This is a genomic window from Winogradskyella sp. (assembly GCF_965228925.1).
GTDB lineage: Bacteria > Bacteroidota > Bacteroidia > Flavobacteriales > Flavobacteriaceae > Winogradskyella.
In genome coordinates this window covers 449786-470978 of record NZ_OZ245845.1, presented here as the reverse complement: position 1 = coordinate 470978, position 21193 = coordinate 449786, and the positions used below count along the sequence as shown (strand labels likewise).

At 42.4% G+C, this 21193-nt stretch carries 17 protein-coding genes; 8 read left to right on the top strand and 9 right to left on the bottom strand.

Annotated features, from left to right (window positions below; genetic code table 11):
• Positions 1 to 43: 43 nt before the first annotated feature.
• From ACO052_RS01715 to ACO052_RS01680, 8 genes are all read left to right on the top strand, one after another.
• Complete coding sequence (locus tag ACO052_RS01715) at positions 44 to 1357, top strand: glycoside hydrolase family 28 protein (protein ID WP_422106288.1); 1314 nt, start codon at positions 44 to 46, stop codon at positions 1355 to 1357.
• A 16-nt stretch (positions 1358 to 1373) separates the two neighbouring features.
• Positions 1374 to 2669, top strand: coding sequence for a hypothetical protein (locus ACO052_RS01710; protein WP_422106287.1), 1296 nt, complete (start codon positions 1374 to 1376; stop codon positions 2667 to 2669).
• A gap of 2 nt (positions 2670 to 2671) precedes the next feature.
• Positions 2672 to 4084, top strand: a complete 1413-nt coding sequence (locus tag ACO052_RS01705; RefSeq protein WP_422106286.1) for a glycoside hydrolase family 28 protein — start codon at positions 2672 to 2674, stop codon at positions 4082 to 4084.
• Between the two features lie 5 nt (positions 4085 to 4089).
• Complete coding sequence (locus ACO052_RS01700) at positions 4090 to 5385, top strand: enolase C-terminal domain-like protein (protein WP_422106285.1); 1296 nt, start codon at positions 4090 to 4092, stop codon at positions 5383 to 5385.
• A 1-nt stretch (position 5386) separates the two neighbouring features.
• On the top strand, positions 5387 to 7285 hold the full coding sequence (locus ACO052_RS01695) for a glycoside hydrolase family 2 protein (RefSeq protein ID WP_422106284.1): 1899 nt from the start codon (positions 5387 to 5389) through the stop codon (positions 7283 to 7285).
• A 110-nt stretch (positions 7286 to 7395) separates the two neighbouring features.
• Positions 7396 to 8724 carry a GntP family permease gene (locus ACO052_RS01690; RefSeq protein WP_422106283.1) on the top strand — a complete coding sequence of 443 codons (1329 nt, stop codon included), beginning with the start codon at positions 7396 to 7398 and terminating at the stop codon, positions 8722 to 8724.
• Positions 8721 to 9863 carry a glycerate kinase gene (locus ACO052_RS01685; RefSeq protein WP_422106282.1) on the top strand — a complete coding sequence of 381 codons (1143 nt, stop codon included), beginning with the start codon at positions 8721 to 8723 and terminating at the stop codon, positions 9861 to 9863. Before ACO052_RS01690 ends, ACO052_RS01685 begins: the two co-directional genes overlap by 4 nt.
• Positions 9860 to 11464 carry an arylsulfatase gene (locus ACO052_RS01680; protein ID WP_422106281.1) on the top strand — a complete coding sequence of 535 codons (1605 nt, stop codon included), beginning with the start codon at positions 9860 to 9862 and terminating at the stop codon, positions 11462 to 11464. The genes ACO052_RS01685 and ACO052_RS01680 overlap by 4 nt, the downstream gene beginning before the upstream one ends.
• 219 nt (positions 11465 to 11683) lie before the next feature.
• On the opposite strand, the gene ACO052_RS01675 is transcribed toward ACO052_RS01680, so the two are convergent.
• The 9 genes from ACO052_RS01675 to ACO052_RS01635 form a co-directional block, all read right to left on the bottom strand.
• The gene (locus tag ACO052_RS01675; protein WP_422106280.1) at positions 11684 to 12415 is read right to left on the bottom strand and encodes a hypothetical protein; all 732 of its coding nucleotides are present in this window, start codon (positions 12413 to 12415) and stop codon (positions 11684 to 11686) included.
• Between the two features lie 4 nt (positions 12416 to 12419).
• Positions 12420 to 13526, bottom strand: a complete 1107-nt coding sequence (locus ACO052_RS01670; RefSeq protein WP_422106279.1) for a WD40 repeat domain-containing protein — start codon at positions 13524 to 13526, stop codon at positions 12420 to 12422.
• A gap of 178 nt (positions 13527 to 13704) precedes the next feature.
• Positions 13705 to 14790: a hypothetical protein gene (locus tag ACO052_RS01665; RefSeq protein WP_422106278.1), complete on the bottom strand. Its 1086-nt coding sequence runs from the start codon at positions 14788 to 14790 to the stop codon at positions 13705 to 13707.
• Between the two features lies 1 nt (position 14791).
• Positions 14792 to 16018, bottom strand: coding sequence for a mandelate racemase/muconate lactonizing enzyme family protein (locus ACO052_RS01660; protein ID WP_422106277.1), 1227 nt, complete (start codon positions 16016 to 16018; stop codon positions 14792 to 14794).
• A gap of 2 nt (positions 16019 to 16020) precedes the next feature.
• Positions 16021 to 16653, bottom strand: a complete 633-nt coding sequence (locus ACO052_RS01655) for a fumarylacetoacetate hydrolase family protein (RefSeq protein WP_422106276.1) — start codon at positions 16651 to 16653, stop codon at positions 16021 to 16023.
• A 50-nt stretch (positions 16654 to 16703) separates the two neighbouring features.
• Entirely contained in the window at positions 16704 to 18554 is a 1851-nt protein-coding gene (locus ACO052_RS01650) for a sulfatase (protein WP_422106275.1), read from the bottom strand.
• Positions 18554 to 19120 carry an SUMF1/EgtB/PvdO family nonheme iron enzyme gene (locus tag ACO052_RS01645; protein ID WP_422106273.1) on the bottom strand — a complete coding sequence of 189 codons (567 nt, stop codon included), beginning with the start codon at positions 19118 to 19120 and terminating at the stop codon, positions 18554 to 18556. Before ACO052_RS01645 ends, ACO052_RS01650 begins: the two co-directional genes overlap by 1 nt.
• Complete coding sequence (uxuA, locus tag ACO052_RS01640) at positions 19120 to 20286, bottom strand: mannonate dehydratase (RefSeq protein WP_422106272.1); 1167 nt, start codon at positions 20284 to 20286, stop codon at positions 19120 to 19122. The genes ACO052_RS01645 and uxuA overlap by 1 nt, the downstream gene beginning before the upstream one ends.
• Before the next feature lie 87 nt (positions 20287 to 20373).
• Entirely contained in the window at positions 20374 to 21189 is an 816-nt protein-coding gene (locus ACO052_RS01635) for an SDR family oxidoreductase (protein WP_422106271.1), read from the bottom strand.
• Positions 21190 to 21193: the final 4 nt, after the last annotated feature.

Genomic DNA, 21193 nt, shown 5'->3' with positions numbered 1-21193 from the left:
GAGGTTTTTTAAAACAGAAATATCGATAATAAATGTTTTGTTAGTGTCCTTTGCACTTTGCTTTTTGAGTTGCAAGGATGACATATTTCTAGTTACGGACTTTGGTGCTATTCCAGATGGAAAAACCCTATCAACACAATCCATTCAAGAGGCAATTGATAAAGCTATCGCCGTAAAAGGAACCGTTGTTTTCTCAAAAGGCACGTTTTATTCGGGGTCCTTAACACTGGGTCCCGATATTACCATAGTTTTTGAAGAAGATGCAACTTTACTGGCCAGTAATAACATATCAGATTATACCCAAAACGAGTTTATTCTTGCACCTTATGCCCATAACCTGATGATAAAGGGAAAAGGTACAATAAACGGTAACGGATTGAGCTTTTTTGATGACAACTGGAACTTTACCGAGCGACCACAACCATGGATTGATATTAAAGATGCCAAAAATGTCACTGTAGAAGGTATAACGCTAACAAATAGTCCATCCCATACACTTAGCTTTAGTTATTGTGATGGTGTTGAGGTAAAGGGTATCAGCATCAAAAACGACCCGAAATCCCCAAACACGGACGGGATTGATATTCGTAATTCCGTAAACGTCAAAATTTCAGCATGCGATATACGCACTGGTGATGATGCCATTTGTATAAAAAATGGACGTTCAATAGCAAGCTTAACCAATACGAAGGGTGAAAAACGATCTCAAATAACTCAGGATGTTAACGTAACCAACTGTTATCTGGAAAGTGACGATGCGGCATTGAAGCTAGGTACAGGCAGTGGGTATCTCACGCGTAATATCACATTTGACAGCATCAAAATTAAACATACACGTTATGCTATAGCGTTGTTCAATATGGATGGCGGACGATATGAAAATGTCACCTTCTCAAATATTGATGCTGAAACGGGGGGAAGACATAAGCAACAGTATCCGATATTTATCGATGTTCATACTCGGAATGAAGACGGCAATCCGGGAGACATCTCAGGAATAAGCTTTCACGATAGCAGATTTAAAACAAATGGTATCGTCTACATCAGTGGGCACCCTCAACAGACCATCGATTCCATTAGTTTTAAAAATGTTACCTTTTTGTTCACCAATAGACTAGATAATAGTGCTTGGCAAAAACCAAAAGGCAATAAAAGAATAAAACGGTGGGAGACAGCAGGAGACTATGTGCAAACTAAGGCAGATATGCTTATTGCCCATGCAGATGCTGTCACTTTTAATGATGTTGTATTAAAACAAGATAGTATAGTACAAACCAATTTTCAGCTCATCGACGCTAAAGTGGATACAATAGCCATTGTCATAAAAAATTCAAACCAAAAGAAACCAAAAAAATGACTTAAAAGATAAAGTGATGAATAAAACTAACAACATAAAGGACTATAATCCTAGAAAAGTCTATATTCTCTTTTCTTTCATCTTTTCTCTTTCTCTAACTTCTTGTGCCCAACAGCGTACGTTTCAATTAGACAAAAGCTATGACGAAAAAATTACGACTTCCTTAAAGCATGCTACTAGTCATACCATCAACGCCATGTTGTCCAAAGAGGGTGAATCAAAAGGCAATTACCGATGGCTAAAAGGCGAATGGGAATCCTACGAAGCTGCCTGGCACACAGGGCAGGCCATCTATGGTTTATTGGATGCCTTCGAAGTTACCAAAGAGCAACGTGCCTTAGATGCGGCGGTAAAAGCCGGCGATTGGTGGGTAGGTCTTCAATTTCCCAAAGGCCATCAATTAGAAGGTTACCTCAATGCCCAACACGATAATAAGCTAGGGCACCTTATCAATACGACTACCATAGCCGATGGCACCCCAGGATTGTTTAACCTTACTGACGTAACAGGCGATGGAAAATATGCAGATGTGGCTACTAGTGCGGGCACTTGGATTTTAGATAATCTCTACATTCCCGAAGAACGTCTTTCCTACAATTTTGTCGATTCCCAAACGGGCGAAATATGGAAAACCAAAAGTCCGCACAGCCAACATCAAGGTGAGGAATTCAATATCAAGCACGTTGCCAGACCTAATGCCGAGGGCTATCTGTGGCTAGATATGTTTTACTATACAGGCGAGGAGAGGTACAAAACAGCTTTTATAGAAATATGTGACAAGTTGGTAGATGATCAAAGCCCTAGTGGGTTCTGGATGGAATACGAACCTAATGATCCAAAGAAAGGAGGTGTACACGGTCGTTTCAATACTTGGAATGCGGAGGCACTTGTCGAAGCCTACAAACTTACCAATGAAAAGAAATACCTAGAAACAGCTGTGAAATGTGCCGATGCCTTAGCAAATGTACAGGATAATAGAACAGGCGTTATTTGGTACGCCAGCTACTTAGATGGTAATCATGATAAGCGCAGCCCTTGTGGTAGTTGTACCAGCTATGCTGGCGTGTTGTGGTTAAGCCTTTGGGACTTGGGCTATGATCGTTTTGAACAACCCATAAGAGAGGCGCTAGAATTTACCTTGGTTAATCAATTTAACGAAAACCATCCCGATAAAAACCTGGCAGGGGCCTATTACGGTATACGTCAACGAAGTAAGAAGAACGGGCAAATGCAACTGTATTATAGGGATATCAACACTGCATTTGGGATGCGTTTTTTAAGTCAAATCCACCAAAGCGCATTTAAAAAATGATGATGAAAAAGAAATTTTTGCTGCTGAGTCTATTAGTTGTATTGCTGTCTTCGTGTGACAATAAAAAGGAGGCAAAAACCAGCTTTGACATTACTTATGCCAAGGCAAAAATTGACACCGCTTGGAAGGTCACTTATCCTGCAATCCTCAAACAAATCGTTCCGCCAACATTCAGGGCGGATACAATTGTGGTTAATGATTCATTGCGCTTTCGCGAAAACCTACATATAGCCATGAAAAATTTATCAGAAAAAGGCGGTGGTGTCATACATATCCCCACAGGAAAATATCCTGTTAATGGTCCGATTGTGTTTGAATCGAACATTAATTTAAATCTAGCGGAAGGTGCTGTTCTAGAGTTTTCAAATGAGCCGAAAGACTATCTGCCAACAGTAAAAGGCCGATGGGAAGGGACCTTTGCCATGAATTATTCTCCACAGCTATATGCCTATGAAAAAGAAAATCTGGCCATTACTGGAAAAGGTGAAGTAGACGGCAACTGTGAGGACACATGGGGACAATGGAAATCTATCCAGAAACCTGATAAAAAACGAATTCGCCAAATGGGTAATGACCGAATCCCAATAGAAGAACGTGTCTTCGGCGAAGGGCATTATTTGCGTCCTACGGGTATCGAATTCATTAAATGCAAGAACATTCTGTTTGAAGATTTTACCATTCACCACACCCCATTCTGGACCATTCATCCTGTACTATCAGAAAACATTACGGCACGTCGACTAAACGTACAAATGGGCGTCCACAACGATGATGGCTTTGACCCAGAGCACTGTAAGAACGTACTTATTGAAAACTCAATATTTAGCACTTGGGACGATTGCATATCCATAAAAGCAGGTCGTGATCAAGATGGTTGGAAATATCCACCTAGCGAAAACATCATTGTGCGCAACAACGATTTCAACAACATAGTGGGCAGTGGCTTTTGCATCGGAAGTGAGATGGCAGGGGGTGTACGTAATGTCTTTGTACACGATAATACCTTGCAGGGCAGTGATAAGCACGCTTTTCAGTTCAAGTCGAATCCAGACCGTGGCGGCTTTATCGAAGAAGTGTATATGAAAGATATAAAAGTGCTCAAACCTGTAGCCTATGCCTTCGAATTCACCACAGACTATAAAGGCTGGCGTGGTAACGAATACTTTGTGAAGTATAACGATTTTTATTTTCAGAATATTGAAGTGGCCAAAGCCACCGACATTTCTATTAAAATCAATGGTCGCCCTGAAGAAAATGTGCATCGGGTGTATTTGGAAAACATTTCGGTAAAAGAATCACCAGCCCCATTTATCGCTAATTATACCCAGGACTTGATTTTAAACAACGTATCGATTAACGGGAAGCAAATTACCGAAGCTGAGGTTACCACAACTATAGATAAAGCAAACGAATAATCACCATGTTTAACAGACGAAAATTTCTAAAAACGACCACAGTAGCGGGAGCGGGAATAGCAGCCCTACCACTTTTGGCTTGTACTGATAAACCTAAAGATAGCGCACCTACCAAAGCCGCCATGCAAAAAGCACCATTTGATGGTAAGGTCATGGAGAATGAAATTCACCAACGGGTAAAGAAAGCCTTTCCTAGTCCCATAATCATTGACAAAATAGAGGTAGTCGATGTCAAAAACCGATTTTTCTGTCGCGTCACTGATACCAATGGCCGTACAGGACTGGCAGCGATGAACAAAGGTCGTTTTCAAAGTACAGAGACGATTTTTACAAAGCTGGCTGCGATGAATTTCATCGGAAAGGATGCCCGAAACATTGTACGACTACCAGATGAGATTTTAAAATTGGAGCGCAACTACAAGTTTGTGAGCCTTCCCTATTGGAATGCGATTGGTACCATTGAAATTGCCCTTTGGGATTTATTGGGGAAATTGGCAAACCGACCAGTATATACTTTTTTGGGTGAAAAGAAACGCAATGCATACCCAGTTTATATTTCCAGTTTAGAACGCGAAAACCCCTTTGAAGGCGAAACGGATCGTGTTTTAAAGACCCTTGAAGCTACAGGCGCAAAAGCTGTTAAATTTAAAGTTGGTGGCCGTATGAAAAATGTTGAACCCTATATAACACGAACCAACAAATGGGTGCCCTACATGAGGGATAAAGTAGGTGACAACATTACGTTGTATGTTGACGGAAACAGCTCATACACTGCCGATGAGGCCATTGAAGTCTTAAAAATGATTGAAAGCTATGGTGTTGCCTTTTTTGAAGAACCCTGTTATTGGCAAGATTTATGGTCGCACAAGCTGGTAAAAGAAGCAGCAACAAGCTGCAAAATTGCCGGTGGTGAGCAAGATTTTAGCTTCGACCAGTTTAAGCTTATGGCCGAAATTGGAGCTATGGATACGCTACAACCCGATGTTTATTACCACGGCGGTATAGTAAGAACCTTAAAGATTTCGCACTTAGCAGACTATTATGGACTTGGTTTTACACCACATTCACCAAAAGCCGGTCCAATGGCAGCAGCACCAAACCAAGTTTTTGCTGTCTGTCCTGTATTGTCTCATCACCAGGAATACCGTGTAGGTGGCGAAAAAAAGCAGAAAAAATGGCATAGCCCCGTTCTTCCCGTAGACGGCAAACTCACCATTTTTGAAACCCCCGGCTTAGGCATAGCATACGATAATGATATCTGGAAAAAAGAAAGCATTTACTGGACTTCAAAAAACAGTTAATATGAAAAAGAGATTTTATTCGCCCTTCAAAGGGGGATTTAGGGGGCTATTTTTGATAGGTGTTCTGTTTTTAACAACGCTTACAAACAAAGAACTCATTGCCCAAACGACACCCTTACTTCAAAACGCTTATAACCGGGAAGCAACTTTGCTCAACGGCAATTGGAAATACGTCATTGACCCCTATGAAACGGGCTATCGCAACCACCGTAATTGGATACCTTTCGACCAAAAGGAAAGTACTAAAAAGTCAGCCAAACCTTATTACACTGACAAACAAATGGAAAATCGTTGGGATAGGATTGAGTATGATTTTGAAACTTCTCATGAAATCAAAGTCCCTGGCGACTGGAATACCCAAGATGAAAAACTGTTTTATTACGAAGGCAGTATCTGGTACCGCACTAAATTTAACTACAACCTCAAATCGGGTAATAAGCTATTGCTTTATTTTGGTGCGGCTAACTATCAAACGGATGTGTATTTGAATGGTGAAAAAGTTGGCCAGCATCTGGGTGGATTTGATCCATTTAATTTTGATATTTCAGGAAAAATTAGGTCCGAAGATAACTCCTTGATTGTACGTGTTGATAACCGTAGGGAAAAAGGGCGCGTACCTAACTATACGACCGACTGGTGGAACTACGGCGGCATTACGCGGGATGTAAAACTCATCGAACTGCCTGCCACTTACGTGCAGGATTATATGATTCAACTAGATAAGGACAATCCTGATAACATTAAAGGTTATGTGCAGTTATCAGAAGCTTCGGCAGGGCAAAATGTTAGCCTTGTAATCCCTGAAGCGAACCTCAATGTTGAAGGTAAAACAGATGCTACGGGTAAGCTTTTGTTTTCGCTTAAAGCGAAAAAAATAAAACGCTGGTATCCTAAACGGCCTAAGCTTTATGAGGTCGTAATTTCAACAGTAACAGATAAAATCACCGATCAAGTAGGCTTTAGAACTATTGAAGCAAAAGGCGATGACATTTTATTGAACGGGCAATCCATCTTTTTGCGTGGCATTAGTTTGCACGAAGAGAATCCCATGCGCGGCGGACGAGCCAGGGCGATAGAAGATGCTAAAGTACTGATGGGCTGGGCTCAAGAATTGAACTGTAATTTTATTCGTTTGGCACATTATCCACATAACGAAAGTATGACACGACTTGCAGATAAGTTGGGGATCTTGCTTTGGGAAGAAATTCCCGTGTACTGGGGCATTGATTATGAAAATCCTTTGACATACGCCCAAGCTGAAAACCAATTAAAAACTTTGGTGCATCGTGATAAAAACAGAGCCAGTGTCATTGTGTGGAGTGTAGCTAACGAAACACCAGACACACCATCGCGATTGGCGTTTTTAAAGAAGTTAAAGTCAGTAGCCATAGCCATCGACGATACCCGATTTATTAGTGCGGCCTTAGAGCGCGATGAAAAAAGCAAGGCGCTAGCGGTACAAATTCCAGACCCCTTTGCTGAAGAAGTCGATATGTTGGCTTGCAATGAGTACATTGGTTGGTATTCGGGTTTGCCAGAACGTTGCGCTGAAACCACTTGGATTTTGCCAGATGATAAACCTTTTTTTGTGAGCGAGTTTGGCGGTGGTGCACTCTACAATTATCATGGGGATCAACTGACCCGCTGGACGGAAGAGTATCAAGAATATCTATACAACGAACAAATCGCCATGCTCAAAAAAATCCCAACACTACGCGGGATGACACCTTGGATTTTGGCCGATTTCCGATCGCCACGACGTAACTTGCCCATTATTCAAGATGGCTGGAATCGAAAAGGCCTTATTTCAGATGGCGGTGAAAAAAAGAAGGCCTTCTATGTACTTAAGGCCTATTATGATGAGATGGAGAAAACATATGATTATGAGATCAAAGACTAAGAATGCCAAATCTTAGAACCTCTGTCAGGTTGCATATTTCATGGATGCTTAGTATAACTGGATTTTAGGAAGTATATTAGATATAATCTTTTAAAGCAATATCAAACATTATGGTAACCGGCGTCCCTTTATTGCTACTCATCCTTCTTGCCATTGTGCTGATTGTTGTTCTTACGGCAAAATTAAAATGGCACCCCTTTTTGGCGCTTGTTTTAGTCAGTGTGTTTTTAGGAAAAGCAGTCGGTATGGAACCTTTGGCGATTATAGAAGCTCTAAAAAATGGTTTTGGAGGATTGTTGGGTGCCATAGGACTCATTATCATTTTTGGGAGTATTATAGGAACGTATTTAGAACGTTCAGGAGGTGCGCTTCGCATTGCCCAATGGATTGTGAGTTTAGTAGGCAAAAACAAAACCCTACCCGCTGTGTCGGTTATCGGTGCTGTGATTAGTATTCCCGTATTTTGTGATAGCGGGTTTATTTTATTGTCAGGACTTACCGATAAATTGAGCAAACTGTCCAATGCGTCAAAAGCCAGTTTAAGCTTGGCATTGGCCACAGGACTTTACACTACGCACACACTTGTACCGCCCACACCAGGACCTATCGCCGCTGCTAGTATTCTGGAAGCGTCAAGTGCACTTGGGGTGATTATCGTATTGGGTATTGGCATCACGATTCCTGTGTTGTTTATCACTCAGCTTTTGGCCAAGCGTATGGGGAATAAACTCATTACAGAAGACATTAAGCCCCAAGAAGAAAGTATTCAGAACTTACCATCGCTTTCACGTGCGTTGCTACCACTTTTTTATCCGATTCTGTTAATCGCTTTAGGAACGGGGTTGGACTTTACAGGATATGCTTCGCCATGGCTTACTTACTTGACTAATCCTACCATTGCCATTTTTCAAGGCGCATTGCTTGCTATGGTACTGCTGAAACCAAAGGCAACAAACATGAATGTCGATTGGGTAAAAGAAGCCATACAAGTAGCAGGGCCAATTTTAGTAATTACCGCAGCAGGAGGAGCCTTTGGCGGCATACTAAAGGCGACTCCTTTAGCTGATGAAGTAGCATCTTGGATGCAAACAGGTTCAGAATCATCCATACTGGTGTTAGTGCTGTGCTTTGTCATTGCACTTGTGCTAAAAACTGCCCAAGGGTCATCTACCAGTGCGATGGTCATTACAGCATCTTTGCTCGCGCCGTTGCTTCCAGTACTTGGATGGCAAGACCCTATTGATTTTGCACTTGCCGTTATGGCCATAGGTGGTGGTGCGATGATGGTATCGCATTACAACGACAGTTATTTCTGGGTCGTAAGCCAGTTTAGCGGATTAAGTGCCAAAGCGACTAGTAAGTCATTTTCATTATTGACTGTCGTGCAAGGCCTAACCGTACTTATCCTGACCTTAATCCTAAGTCTTTTTGTTTCATGAACGCTAAAAGGCCCTATACAATTCTTGTAGCACCCGATAAATTTAAGGGGACGCTTTCTGCGGAAGGCTTTTGCGATGCAGTTGAAGAAGCGCTTCAAGACATGAACATTGAGATACAACTCATAAAGCACCCTATGGCAGATGGTGGGGATGGCTCATTGGAAATTTTGAAACATCATTTGAATGCTGAAGAGGTCACGGTTAAAGTCAACGACCCCTTATTTCGACCTATCGAAGCAACCTATTTACTGAAGGGTGATACGGCATATATTGAAATGGCCGCTGCGTCAGGAATCGCCTTGTTACAGCCCGAAGAACGCAATTGCATGAACACCACATCCTATGGTTTTGGAGAGCTTATTCAGCATGCGCTCACATATGGTACAACCAACTTATTTTTGTTCATTGGAGGGTCATCCACCTGCGATGCTGGCATGGGCATGGCTTCAGCGTTGGGATATCAGTTTTTAGATGCTTCAGGTGAAACGATTAATCCGATAGGGCAAAATCTACAAAAGGTGGCAGGGATCCTTTCGCCAGAAGACAGAAAAAGAATAAACGTCACTACCCTTTGTGATGTCAAAAATCCCTTGTATGGATTAAATGGTTCGGCCTATGTATATGCCCCACAAAAAGGCGCTTCGGAAGATGAGGTCATTCAACTCGATATGGGGCTGAAGCATTTCGCAGAACAGCTAAAAGTTAAATTAGACAAGGATATTGCCCATGTTGAAGGCGCTGGTGCGGCTGGCGGAATGGGTGCCGGTACCATGGCATTTCTGGATGCTCAACTGCAATCTGGAACACAAACGATGATGCAGTTGACCCAGTTTGAAGAAGCTTTGCACAATGTGGATTTGATCATTACTGGTGAAGGTAAACTGGACGCTCAGACCTTGTCGGGTAAAGTGGTGCAAGGTGTAGCGAATGAAGCCAGACGAAAAAGCATCCCTGTTGTTGCCATTGCAGGAAGTGTTGATTTAACTCCTGCACAGCAAGAGTACCTGGGTTTACAATATACCTTTTCGGTTTTGGATGCAGCGCCAAACCTAGCCCAAGCGATGCGTGAACCTAAAACTTATATCAGGGGCATTATAAAACAACATTTAGATCCTATTTTAAGGACAATAGCATCATGACAAAACGATTAGTCATCACCATTTTTGTGGTTTGTGGACTGGTGATAAGCTGTAAAGACACCCCAAAACCCATCATAGAACAGGCTGGGGCATCAAAGCCGCCTAACATCATCTTGATTTTGGCAGACGATATGGGATTCAGTGATTTGGGCTGTTACGGTAGCAGCATTGACACCCCAGTGCTAGATAGTTTAGCCGATACCGGAATTCGGTTTACACAATTTTACAATACTTCAAAATGCTTCCCATCAAGGGCAGCCTTGCTCACAGGATTGTATGCACATCAGGTGGGTGTGGGACGCAGTTGGCGACATTCTTGGAAAAACAGCACTACCATTGCCAAAGCATTAAAGGCCAAAGGTTATACCACTATGATGAGTGGCAAACACCATGGGGTAGATGTGCCTACTGACAGTATTATAGGCTTCGACCGCTACTACGGCTTACTAAGTGGTGCAGCCAATCACTTCAATCCAGGCAATCAACGTATAGGTGAAATCGCACCTGCCAGAAAGAAAGTACGTCCCTGGTATATTGACGGCAAACGTTATGAGCCGTACACACCACGAGACACCAGTTTTTATTCTACGATTGCGTTTACCAATGCAGCGCTCAAGTGGTTGGAAAAAGATTTTGCAACATTCAAAGAAGAAGGTTCCCTGAGTAAGCCCGATCCATTTTTCCTATACCTCAGTTATACTGCACCACATGACCCGTTGATGGCACTACCCGAAGACATTGAAAAGTACAGAGGGAAATACCGTCATGGCTATGAAGTTGAACGACAAAGACGATTTGTCAAACAAAAAGCGTTAGGCATCATTCCCGAAGATTTTAAGATGGCAGCTCCCACGTATCAAGATTGGGATAGCCTTACAGATCAAGAAAAGGATGACGAAGATTTAAAAATGGCGATTTATTCGGCGATGGTTGACCGTATGGATACTGAAATTGGCCGTGTAATGAACCTCTTAAGGACACAAAACCGATTAGAGAATACCATTGTACTCTTTGTGTCAGACAATGGCTCTAGTGCCGAAACAGTGAATGTGCAAGGTGACGGCCAAGTAGGCTCAATGGGCAATTGGACCATGTTAGGACACAGCTGGGCCAATGTGAACAACACACCCTATCGCCTGTATAAAAATTACAGTTACGAAGGCGGCATTAAAACCCCGGCGATTGTGAGTTGGTCAAAAATGAAGGAGAACAATCAGATTAACGATAAGTTGTACGCGCACTTTATCGATGTGTTTCCTACCCTGTTGTCATTGGCAGGTTATGATTACGAAACACCTGATGGTGTGCTGGAGGCCGAAGGGATATCGCTGGTTGAAACGGTAGATGAAAATCAGGAATCAGGAATTACGCTAATCGATATACCGCAAGGGCGACCCTTATTCTTTCAATGGAAAGAAGGCGCAGCAGTACGTGAAGGGGACTGGAAACTAGTTAGGGAAGGCGAAGCATGGGAACTGTATAACATCGGCACCGACCCTGGTGAAACCAAGAATATCATCGCGCAAGAACCTGAAAAAGCTTCCGCACTTCAGAAACAGTTTAAAGCGTGGCAGGAACGTGTCGGCGTGATTAAAAAATGATTATTACACAAAAAAGTATTTTCATTCTTAATATTTTGAATCAATACTAGGCTGTCACATCGAGCGCCACGCCTTCCAAAGTCTTGGACGACGGACAGGCAGTTGAGATGTATCAGATTCAAGAGTTTTGATAGTAAGGTTGAAACAGAGTATTTTTTAACCTTAAAAGTGTCATCTGATGTACTGCTCAAGCAGCATAACACTGATAAAAGAGAACATCTACTTCAATTGCATGAAGCAAGCAGACATCAATGTCATAAATTCCTCAGGCTGCTCGATATTAGGTGGGTAATCAAAATAGGATAGCATGATGTTCAATTTGTCAGGTTTAGTCCAGTTGGACAACCCTTGTTCCGTTTTAGGCAATATGTAAGACGTCATGGTTTGTTCTACGTTGATGTCGTCGAAAAAAGAATTGTTCTTAGGGTGATAGAATACCGCTTTATCAGGGTACTTTTCTATGACGTAGCCATGTAATAATTTGAAAAGTCCCGAGAGTTTTACGAGTTCTGTCCTGTCATCCGGATGATACCAAAAGAGTCCGTCAAAATCGAATTTTTCTAAAATCTCTTTGAGCTTCTTTTTGAAGAATTTAAAGACTTGTTTGTTGTTGGGGTTGAGTAGCCAACCTTTGTCCGTCATAATTAGGTTATTCTCGTTATCAGCAAGACAATCCTTGCGCTTTTTTACCGCTTGCACACTGGGAAAACCGGATATATTTCCTGTTAGATTTCCCCAACCATCGGGCAGGGCGTACACCTTGAGTCCTAAGGTTCGCGCCAACGAAATCACTAAAGATATATTTTCAAACGCAGCTTTGTAATCTTGCTCAATCACATTCAGGGTAATGCTGGTAGCACCCATTGCTTTAATGCGCCTAATATCCTTTTCAATTTGCCAAGGAACGAAGGTATAGGCGTACTTTCCGAAGTAAAAACAATTGATGTCCAAAACCTTAGTCTTTTGCCTTAGATGTTTCGGGTGAAATCTGATCTTTCTTAATGCCCTTATGGCGTTTATCGTTTAATAAAGGGTCTTCACCCATCCAGACCCAAAGCTTAATCAAACCGTTTTGATGTGCGCTAACCATAAAGCTACCGTCTCTGTTAAAGTTGATATATTCTGCATGGTCGCTGGCCCAAATCTTAACCGCTGGTTGCAAACGGTCTTGCTTGTATTTTAGAATATCGGCCAGTCGGTAAATATGAATAAAAGACGAATGTCCTGTAAAGGCGACGTAATCCCCACTAGGATGAAACGCCACCGTCTCTGTTTTACGGCCCACGTGGTTAAACGTCCGTTTGATTTTTCCTTTCTTCCAGTCGATGAGATGAATATCACCTTTGTTTGGCTTATTCTGTGCTGCAATAATCCACTTGCCATCTGGTGAGAAACCACCGGCAGTAAAAATGACGTCTTCATCTTGAAAGAATTCTTTTTCTACCTTCCATGTTTTGGTATCGTACACCTTAATACCAGCATGCCCTATCGCTACCAAATATGCATCGTCTTGCGTAAAGAATAATTCGTTAATGGTACTATCGTAATTGATATGCGCTACGTTTTCACGCTTATCCATATCATAGATATCGATAAAGCCTTGTTTGTTGCCTTTTTTATCGTAGCTATATTCTTCACCTGTGGCCAGCAGCATGCTTGTATTGGACCAGACCAGGCCATCCACCCCTTGATTATGAGTGATGGTCTCTACTACTTTGCCAGTTTCAGCGTCGTAGATGGTCGTCTTAAAGTCTTCACTACAGGCAGCGACATATTTGCTGTCACTGCTAAATCCAGCACGCTCAATTTCTGCCGGATGATAGGTACGCCATAATTCATAGCCATCACTCATGCGCCATACCACCAAAGCATAGTCGTATTTGGTGCCACTGACCACTAGACGGTTATTCGGACTGATTTCGGCACTTTCGACCGAACCTGGTTCACCTAGGGCATCGGCCACTCTAGACCATACAGGTTCTAAGCGCAGTTGGTAATCTTTTTGTAAATCTTGGGAATATGTGGCTGCCGAAATAAGCAACGCAAAAATGAGCTTCTTCATAATCTAAATCGGGTTATTGTGTTCTTCTAAAATTTCTCTATGTTCTTTAATGATATCTTTATATACTTCTAGATGTGCCGCGTTTTTTTTTCTGTAGAAGACGTAGCTGCTTTAGGTTGGTCCTTAGATGAAAAGAACAGCACAAAAACTGCAAAAGACAGCTGTTTTTTTATGAGTTTCATAGATGCTTCTTCAATTTATCAGTAATGATTTGCATAGCCTTATTCGGTTCTTCACAACTGCGTGGATAGTAGTAATAGGCCAACTGATCGGCCATGGTGATGACGGTATCTAGGTGCTTGTCCAAGAGCTCGTATTCATCGGGCTTTGTCTTAAAATTTTCAATGAGCACCATGCTCTTTAGGTGTTTCTCATCCGCCTTTTTTACGTAGCGCATACCTACGTTTCCCTCACCTAGCAAGAATTTCTTACCAGTATATACTTGGGGTCTTTCCGTATTGGGATAGGCACGGCCATCGGCACCAAAGTAATCCAGATGCCTGATTTTTGAGGCTTGCTCAATCCAGCTTTCGGTCAAATAAGGATAGGCGAAAAAGTTGATGACCTTATCACCATGTTTCGTCTTGATGTGGTCGTTGAGCTTGGAAATGAAATCACAGTAACGACCTTCGTGCACAATTAAGGCCTCACCGCTACCATCAGCATAACCCGAAATAGCCTTTAGTGTCGCTTTGCCTTTAGATGAATAATCCATCTGATAGGCCTTGGGTTCATCCCACACCACACCGTCAAAGCCAAAATTGTTAAACGCCTTATCTAAATACGCCATAAAAAACTGCTCGACTTCGGGATAGTAAATACTGCAAATTGGGCCGGAAGAATGGAAATAAGGCTTACCCTCAGCATTAAGACTCCAGGTATGTGGATTTTTAGCTGCAAATAGACTTGGCATCTTGGGGGCACCTGCAAAAACCCCTGCCCAACGGCTAGTCACGAAAAACACCTTCAAATTGCGTTTATGGGCTTCAGTAACGATGGTCTCAATATTGCGATGCGCCTTTTCAAAATCGACTTCGCTTAAAGCGATAGTTAGTGCGTGACTGCCATGGTTTGCCATCCATTGCATATCGGTAGCAATATGTGCCGGATTGTAATGATAAGTATTGGCACGGTAATATAAAGTGTTAATCAGGCTGGGTTTTTTGCGTTTCTCATGCGAATTAGCACAGGCGTAGGGCGCACCTAAAATCCCAGCAGCAGCTAATCCTGTTAAACTCAATTTTGTAAATTCCCGACGCTTCATCTTATCCTACACGGTATTTTTTTAGAATTTCTGGGGCGATATCCATGCCCAAACCCGGTTGTGTGGGCACATCGACATAACCATTCTTAACGGGAAATGGTTCTAAAAAGGGATTAAAATCCCTCGACTTGGCTGGATAGGTTTCCAATATCATGGCATTGGGAATACTTGCCACGGCATGGATGTTCATGTGTGCATACCCATGCGGCGCAATGCCCACGTGATAGGCACTGCAAAGCGCTGCGATTTTTTTCATTTCAGTGAGCCCGCCACCTTTTATGGTATCGATGTTTACGATATCACAACTATGGTTTTCCACTAAATCCCTAGCACCCCAACGCGTATATTCATTTTCACCTGCTACGATGGGAATGTCCAAAGCTTCGCGTACTTCAGCATTGCCACGCCAATCGTCTGGTGCTACAGGCTCTTCAAACCAGTATAAGTCCAAATCTTCTACCATACGCCCAAAACGGATGGCATCAGCTGCTGTTTTATAGCCGTTATTGGCATCGACCATAATGCGGGCATCGGTTCCTATAGCTTTGGCCACTGTTCTAATACGCTCTGCATCTTCTCTAGCATCCAAAAAGCCTACCTTGATTTTTACATATTTAAAGCCTTCCTTGACATAGCTTTCCATCTCTTTTGCCAAATCGCTGGCCGTTTTGCCTTCGGCATAGTAGCCTCCAGCTGCATAGGCGAGTACTTGTTCTTTATGTGTCCCCAAAACGGTATGCACAGGAAGTCCCAAAGCCTTGCCCACAATATCCCAAACACACAAATCTACCGAACCTATGGCATGAATTTCCTTACCTTTAGCTACAGGTTTTCGGTTATGAAAAAACATGTGGTGCCACACTTTTTCGGTATGTAACAGATTGAGGCCTTTTATTTTTTTGGCGTACTTCACAATATCGTCCTTGTTGCCCTTGGTCATGGTGTATCCGGTGATGCCTTGATCTGTAGTAATTTTTAGATAGGTAGCCGTGGGCTCTTTACCGCCCGACGTTTTAATCGCATTCCAAGTTTTAGGCGTTTTTTTATCGCCCTTAAGCTTGATGATTTCGATGTCCTTGATGTTGATGTATTGCAAGGCGTCCTTAACGCTAGATTGTAGTTTTGGCTGCACCTGGTTGAGCATCTGCTCACTGGCAAAAGCAGGTGCTGCGGATAATGCTCCAGCGACCATTAAGCTGTTCTTTAAAAAATGTCTTCGTTTATTCATACTTAAATCACTTTAAAATCCAGTAAACACTGGTTGTTGATATAACCCTTGCAAACGTCATCAATGTCAATAGGCCCAGGACTGGGTGGTGCACCTGTCATGATTAAATCGCCAGGATACAAGGTCATGCATTGTGAGGCAAACTTGATGATATGAGCAATCGGTATTTTGAGGTCTTTGGTGTTTCCTTCTTCGGCAACTTTACCATTGACCTCAAATCGTAAATTCAAATGCTCTGGGTTGCCAAAATGGTTTCTTGGATAAAACTCAGACACCATGGTAGCCTGATCAAAACCTTTAGAGATGGCCCAAGGCCAGCCTTTTGCTTTGTAAGCATTTTGTATATCTTTTGCCGTCCAGTCCATGCCTAAAGCAATTTCGTCGTAGGCTGACTCAGTGTCCTCTAAAGAGGCATTTTTAAGCTTTCGCGAAAGCTTTATAACGAGCTCCATTTCGTGCCATACATTTTTTGAGAATTTAGGATAGCTAAAGGTCTCACCACTATGCAGTGACGAACTGGCCTTGATGAAAAGGTTCTGCCATTGTGAAATGGGAGGTCGCTCTTCGCCTGGTTTTAAAAAGTTTGCGGCTATACCTAGTATTTTCATAAATTCCTTTGAAAGCAAGGATATCATCCTGCCAACGCTTTGGTTTTGTTCCTGTTTAGGAGAGGATCCTATCCCGTCTACCTCAGTTTGTTTTTATGCAACAAATAATTCGCAATTCGCATGTCATACGCATGCTTGCCTCCTTCCCGTTTTGCACCTATTTCTTCTAATCTAGCATTGAAAGTTGTTGGTAAAGTTTTCATTCTTGCCAGCACATTCAAGGCTTGTACCCGATGCATCAACTTAGGGCTGTTCAGCATTTTCGATAGAAATTCTACGGCTTCCTCTTTTTCATCGTTTTGGAAAAGCGTTTCGGCAAATACAATCCCTATTTCAGGTTGTACACGGTGTATCGACTTCTGTAATGTCAAGAGTTCTTTAGTCCTAAGCCCATCCACCCTCAATAAGCCTTGGGCCGCCCAGAATTGTATCACGGTGTTCTCTGATGATACTACGACCTCCAGAAAATCTTTTCGGTGTTTGTCTGGGGCCTTGTTCACATTTTCGACCAGTGCTATAATGGCCCCAATCGGGTAGTCTGCAGACTGCGTATAAGTAAATGCGTGGCCGTCTTCATCTAAATTCTGAAGCATGACTTCAGGGATAAAGCCAGTGTCTTTAATGTCGATTTGCCATTGGTGCAATGCCTTCGAAAGTCGTTTTTTTACATGAGATAACCCTGGGTCCGAAGCTAAATTTTTTGTTTGAAATGGGTCGTTTTTGATGTCATACAACTCTTCAAAGGGTCTCGGCTGAAAAAAAGCCGACTGTACTTCATTGGTTCGTCCATCAAGAAACTCCTGATGCCAACTGCGCATACCTGGGGCTTTCCATAGTGTTTGAATATGTGTGCCGTAAGGTTGCTGCGGAAAATAGTTACGCGTGTAGCGATAGTCGCCATCGGTTACTGTACGTGTCATATTAGTACTTTCATCCATACGATCGGCAAAGCCGAAAACCAAATTTTTGTCACTTTCATGGTTTAAGAAGGGTTTGCCCTGAAATTGTTTTGGGATGTCTATACCCGTTAGCTGCATCAAAGTTGGTGGGAAATCAATAAACCCGATGGTATGGTCAACAGTAGAGCCGTTGATAAACGTCGTTAAGTGCTGGTACTTTTCTGGCACATAAACAATAAGTGGCACATTTAAGCCTTGTTGGGTGGCAAAACGCTTGGTGCCCGCCACTGGACCACCGTGGTCAGCATAGTAAAAAATAATGGTGTCATCTGCTAGTCCTTCGTTTTTAAGCTCGGTTAAGATGTCTCCAATTTGAGTGTCCAAATCGTGCATACGGTCGTAATACACGGCATAGTCTTTACGCAATTCGGGTGTATTTGGATGATAGGGATAGAGCTTTATGGCATTCACATCTGTTTTTGGAATGCTATCACGGTGTAGTCGGCTTTCATGAGATATAGTCAAATTTTGGATATGAAAAAACGGCTGACCTTCTTGTCTGTTTTTATAGGTAGCGGTTTTACTGCTCTCGTCCCAAGCCTGTTCACGGTCTAAGGTGTTGTAATCTTTTTTAACGTTGTTAGTGGTGTAGTATCCTGCTTCCCGTAAAAATTCAGGATAAAAGCGTATACTATCAGGAATACTATAGGTGCTGCGCATATGTTGTGTACCCAACCCATTAGCATACATGCCCGTAATGAGCGTACTTCGTGATGGGGCACAAACTGGGGCATTGCTGTAGACGCTTGTAAATAGAATGCCATTTTTGGCCAGCTTATCCAAGTTTGGGGTATTGGCTAAGGCATCGCCATAGGCACCAATCCAAGGGCTGTTATCTTCGGAAACAATCCAAAGGATATTTGGTTTTTCTATGACTGTTTTATGGTCTTCTTTTGGCAGTTGTTTACACCCTTTTGCCAAAGCGAATACAAAAAGCAATCCTATTATTTTGAAACCTATTCTCATCATTATTTCAATACTGAAAATCCTATATGGGTATTTCCCGTCATTTTATCAACATACAATTCTCTGTATGGGTCACGGCCGTTACAAGTGCTTTCATCACAGAGGTAGCTGCCGCCAGCCAGTCTGATTTGTTCTCCTTTTATGGGTTCTGTAATGTCCCAAACATTACCTATAAGGTTGCTGTTGGCAACAGGTTTGATAGCCTTATTGTTAGTGTTTATTTTGCGTTTGTCCTGCCAAGCGTGTTCCCAAAACTTTTGATAATTTGGTAGTTGAACGTTGGCCCATTTGGCATAGGCTTTAGCGTCGTTATAACTTACCTGCGTAACTGGAAACTGTGGTTGCGCTAGAGTAATACCATCTGGTTTCTGCCAAGTAGCGCCTGGCTGTGTTTTAAAATCATACACGGTTTGTTGTACGATACTCCAACCGAACTTTTCGGCATCGGTCACATAGCCGGTGGCGTCAACAAATGCTGAAAATTGGGCAACGGTGACGGTTTCAAGCTTTTGTTCCTTTGAACAGGAAGCCAGAATTAGCAAAAGTGATATGTAACAAAACCACCTCATTAAAACGTGTGGTGTAATCCCAATTCCAAACCTCTTAATTCCGCTAGTCCTTTTAGACGGCCAATTCCCGTGTAGCCTGGATTGGTTTGTTTATGCAAATCGTCCAGCATCTGATGGCCGTGATCAGGTCGCATAGGTACGGCTTGGTCCTTTTCTTGTTGCATAGCAATGAGCGCTTTCATGACTTCAACCATGGGCACATCACCGTCTAGATGATCTGCCTCTTGGAAGTTACCGTGCGTATCGCGTTGGGTAGCCCGTAAATGAATAAAATGGATACGGTCTTTAAATTGGCGCACCATTTCGGGTAAATGATTATCAGCACGAACGCCAAAGGAACCCGTACAAAAGGTCAGGCCATTGTTGGGGCTCTCCGTTTCACTAAAAATACGTTCAATGTCCGATGCTGTGCTTACCACTCTCGGTAAGCCAAAAATATCAAATGGGGGGTCGTCTGGATGGATACACATGTTTACACCGACTTCCTCACAAACAGGAATAATTTCATCCAGAAACAGCTTAAGGTGCAAAGCAAGTTTTTTATGGTCAATCGTCTTGTATTTGTCCAGTTGCGTTTGAAATTGCTCTAAAGTATAGCCTTCCTCTGCTCCCGGCAAGCCTGCGATAATAGTTTTGGTAAGTTCGTCTTTTTCTGATGATGTCATTCCATTAAATCTGTTCTTTCCAGTTTTCAGTTGTGCCTGTGTATAGTCCTTTTCAGCATAAGGGCGCTGAAGGATATAAACATCAAAGGCCACTAAAGCTGCCATTTCGAAACGCAAGGCTTTAGCGCCGTTGGTTAATTCATAAGCCAAATCGGTACGTGTCCAGTCGAGGATAGGCATGAAGTTGTAGCACACTGTATGGATTCCGGCTTTTGCTAGATTCCGAATACAGTTTTTGTAGACTTCAATGTATGTAGCATAATTCCCGCTCCGGGTTTTAATATCCTCATGCACAGGGATACTTTCCACAACGCTCCATGTCAGTCCTGCATTTTCAATTTCGGACTTACGATTGTCAATATCTTTAAGTGTCCATAATTCGCCGTTAGGTATATGATGTAGTGCCGAAACTACGCCGGTAGCTCCGGCCTGTCTAATGTCGGAAAGTACTACAGGGTCTTTAGGGCCATACCAACGCATAGTTTGTTCTAGTCTTTTCATTCTATTTTCGCGAAAGCGGAAATCTTTTCCCGCATTCTGTTTTTTACGTCTTTCGTCTTATTTCTATTCTCTTGTTTTTAAACAAAATCATACACCAGAGAATGCACTAAACCCACCATCTACTGGTAGTATTGTTCCCGTTACAAATTGTGAGGCGTCGCTACATAAAAAGTGCATGGCGCCTAAAAGATCGCTTGGTTCACCAAATCGGTTCATAGGTGTATTGTCAATGATGAGATGGGCTCTTTCTGTATAAGTACCATCAGTATTAGTCAGTAGTTCTTTGTTTTGTGCCGTTAGGAAAAATCCTGGTGCAATGGCATTGACGCGAATGCCCGAACCATATTTTTGTGCGAATTCTACGGCCAACCACTGTGTTAGGTTATTAATCGCTGCTTTGGAAGAACTATAGCCCATGACGCGTGTAAGCGGTTTTTCGGCGCTCATGCTAGAAATATTGATAATAGTACCTTTTTTGGCCTCTATAAATTGTGGTAAAAAGGCTTTAATTGCCAAATACGTTCCAATATAATTCAAATTAATAATGGTACGCAAGGCATCGGTATCGCTATCGAGTAAACTTTGGTCTGCTGCGATAGTGGCCCCTTTCATATTGCCACCAGCAGCATTAATCAGCACATCGATATTACCATATTTGGCTTTGATTTGTTGCGCTATATTGTTGCATGCCGCTTCGTTGGTGACATCACAGGGATAAGCTTCTACAGAAAGCCCTTTTTCGGCCAATTGTGACTTAGCTGTTTCTGCTTCTTCTTGAGTGCGTCCTAAGACAATCACATTGGCGCTGTTTTTAGATAGATAACCGGCCCATTCACTTCCTAAAACGCCTGTGCCGCCTGTGATGACAATTGTTTTTCCTTTTAAACTAAATAATTGATCCATATAA

Excerpts from the sequence above, each read along its gene's own strand:
- ACO052_RS01670 (WP_422106279.1), bottom strand. The coding sequence starts at position 13,526 with ATGAAGAAGCTCATTTTTGCGTTGCTTATTTCGGCAGCCACATATTCC.
- ACO052_RS01685 (WP_422106282.1), top strand. The coding sequence starts at position 8,721 with ATGAACGCTAAAAGGCCCTATACAATTCTTGTAGCACCCGATAAATTT.
- ACO052_RS01680 (WP_422106281.1), top strand. The coding sequence starts at position 9,860 with ATGACAAAACGATTAGTCATCACCATTTTTGTGGTTTGTGGACTGGTG.
- ACO052_RS01655 (WP_422106276.1), bottom strand. The coding sequence starts at position 16,653 with ATGATATCCTTGCTTTCAAAGGAATTTATGAAAATACTAGGTATAGCC.
- ACO052_RS01645 (WP_422106273.1), bottom strand. The coding sequence starts at position 19,120 with ATGAGGTGGTTTTGTTACATATCACTTTTGCTAATTCTGGCTTCCTGT.
- ACO052_RS01650 (WP_422106275.1), bottom strand. The coding sequence starts at position 18,554 with ATGATGAGAATAGGTTTCAAAATAATAGGATTGCTTTTTGTATTCGCT.
- ACO052_RS01700 (WP_422106285.1), top strand. The coding sequence starts at position 4,090 with ATGTTTAACAGACGAAAATTTCTAAAAACGACCACAGTAGCGGGAGCG.
- ACO052_RS01695 (WP_422106284.1), top strand. The coding sequence starts at position 5,387 with ATGAAAAAGAGATTTTATTCGCCCTTCAAAGGGGGATTTAGGGGGCTA.
- ACO052_RS01705 (WP_422106286.1), top strand. The coding sequence starts at position 2,672 with ATGAAAAAGAAATTTTTGCTGCTGAGTCTATTAGTTGTATTGCTGTCT.
- uxuA (WP_422106272.1), bottom strand. The coding sequence starts at position 20,286 with ATGAAAAGACTAGAACAAACTATGCGTTGGTATGGCCCTAAAGACCCT.
- ACO052_RS01690 (WP_422106283.1), top strand. The coding sequence starts at position 7,396 with ATGGTAACCGGCGTCCCTTTATTGCTACTCATCCTTCTTGCCATTGTG.
- ACO052_RS01665 (WP_422106278.1), bottom strand. The coding sequence starts at position 14,790 with ATGAAGCGTCGGGAATTTACAAAATTGAGTTTAACAGGATTAGCTGCT.
- ACO052_RS01710 (WP_422106287.1), top strand. The coding sequence starts at position 1,374 with ATGAATAAAACTAACAACATAAAGGACTATAATCCTAGAAAAGTCTAT.
- ACO052_RS01635 (WP_422106271.1), bottom strand. The coding sequence starts at position 21,189 with ATGGATCAATTATTTAGTTTAAAAGGAAAAACAATTGTCATCACAGGC.
- ACO052_RS01660 (WP_422106277.1), bottom strand. The coding sequence starts at position 16,018 with ATGAATAAACGAAGACATTTTTTAAAGAACAGCTTAATGGTCGCTGGA.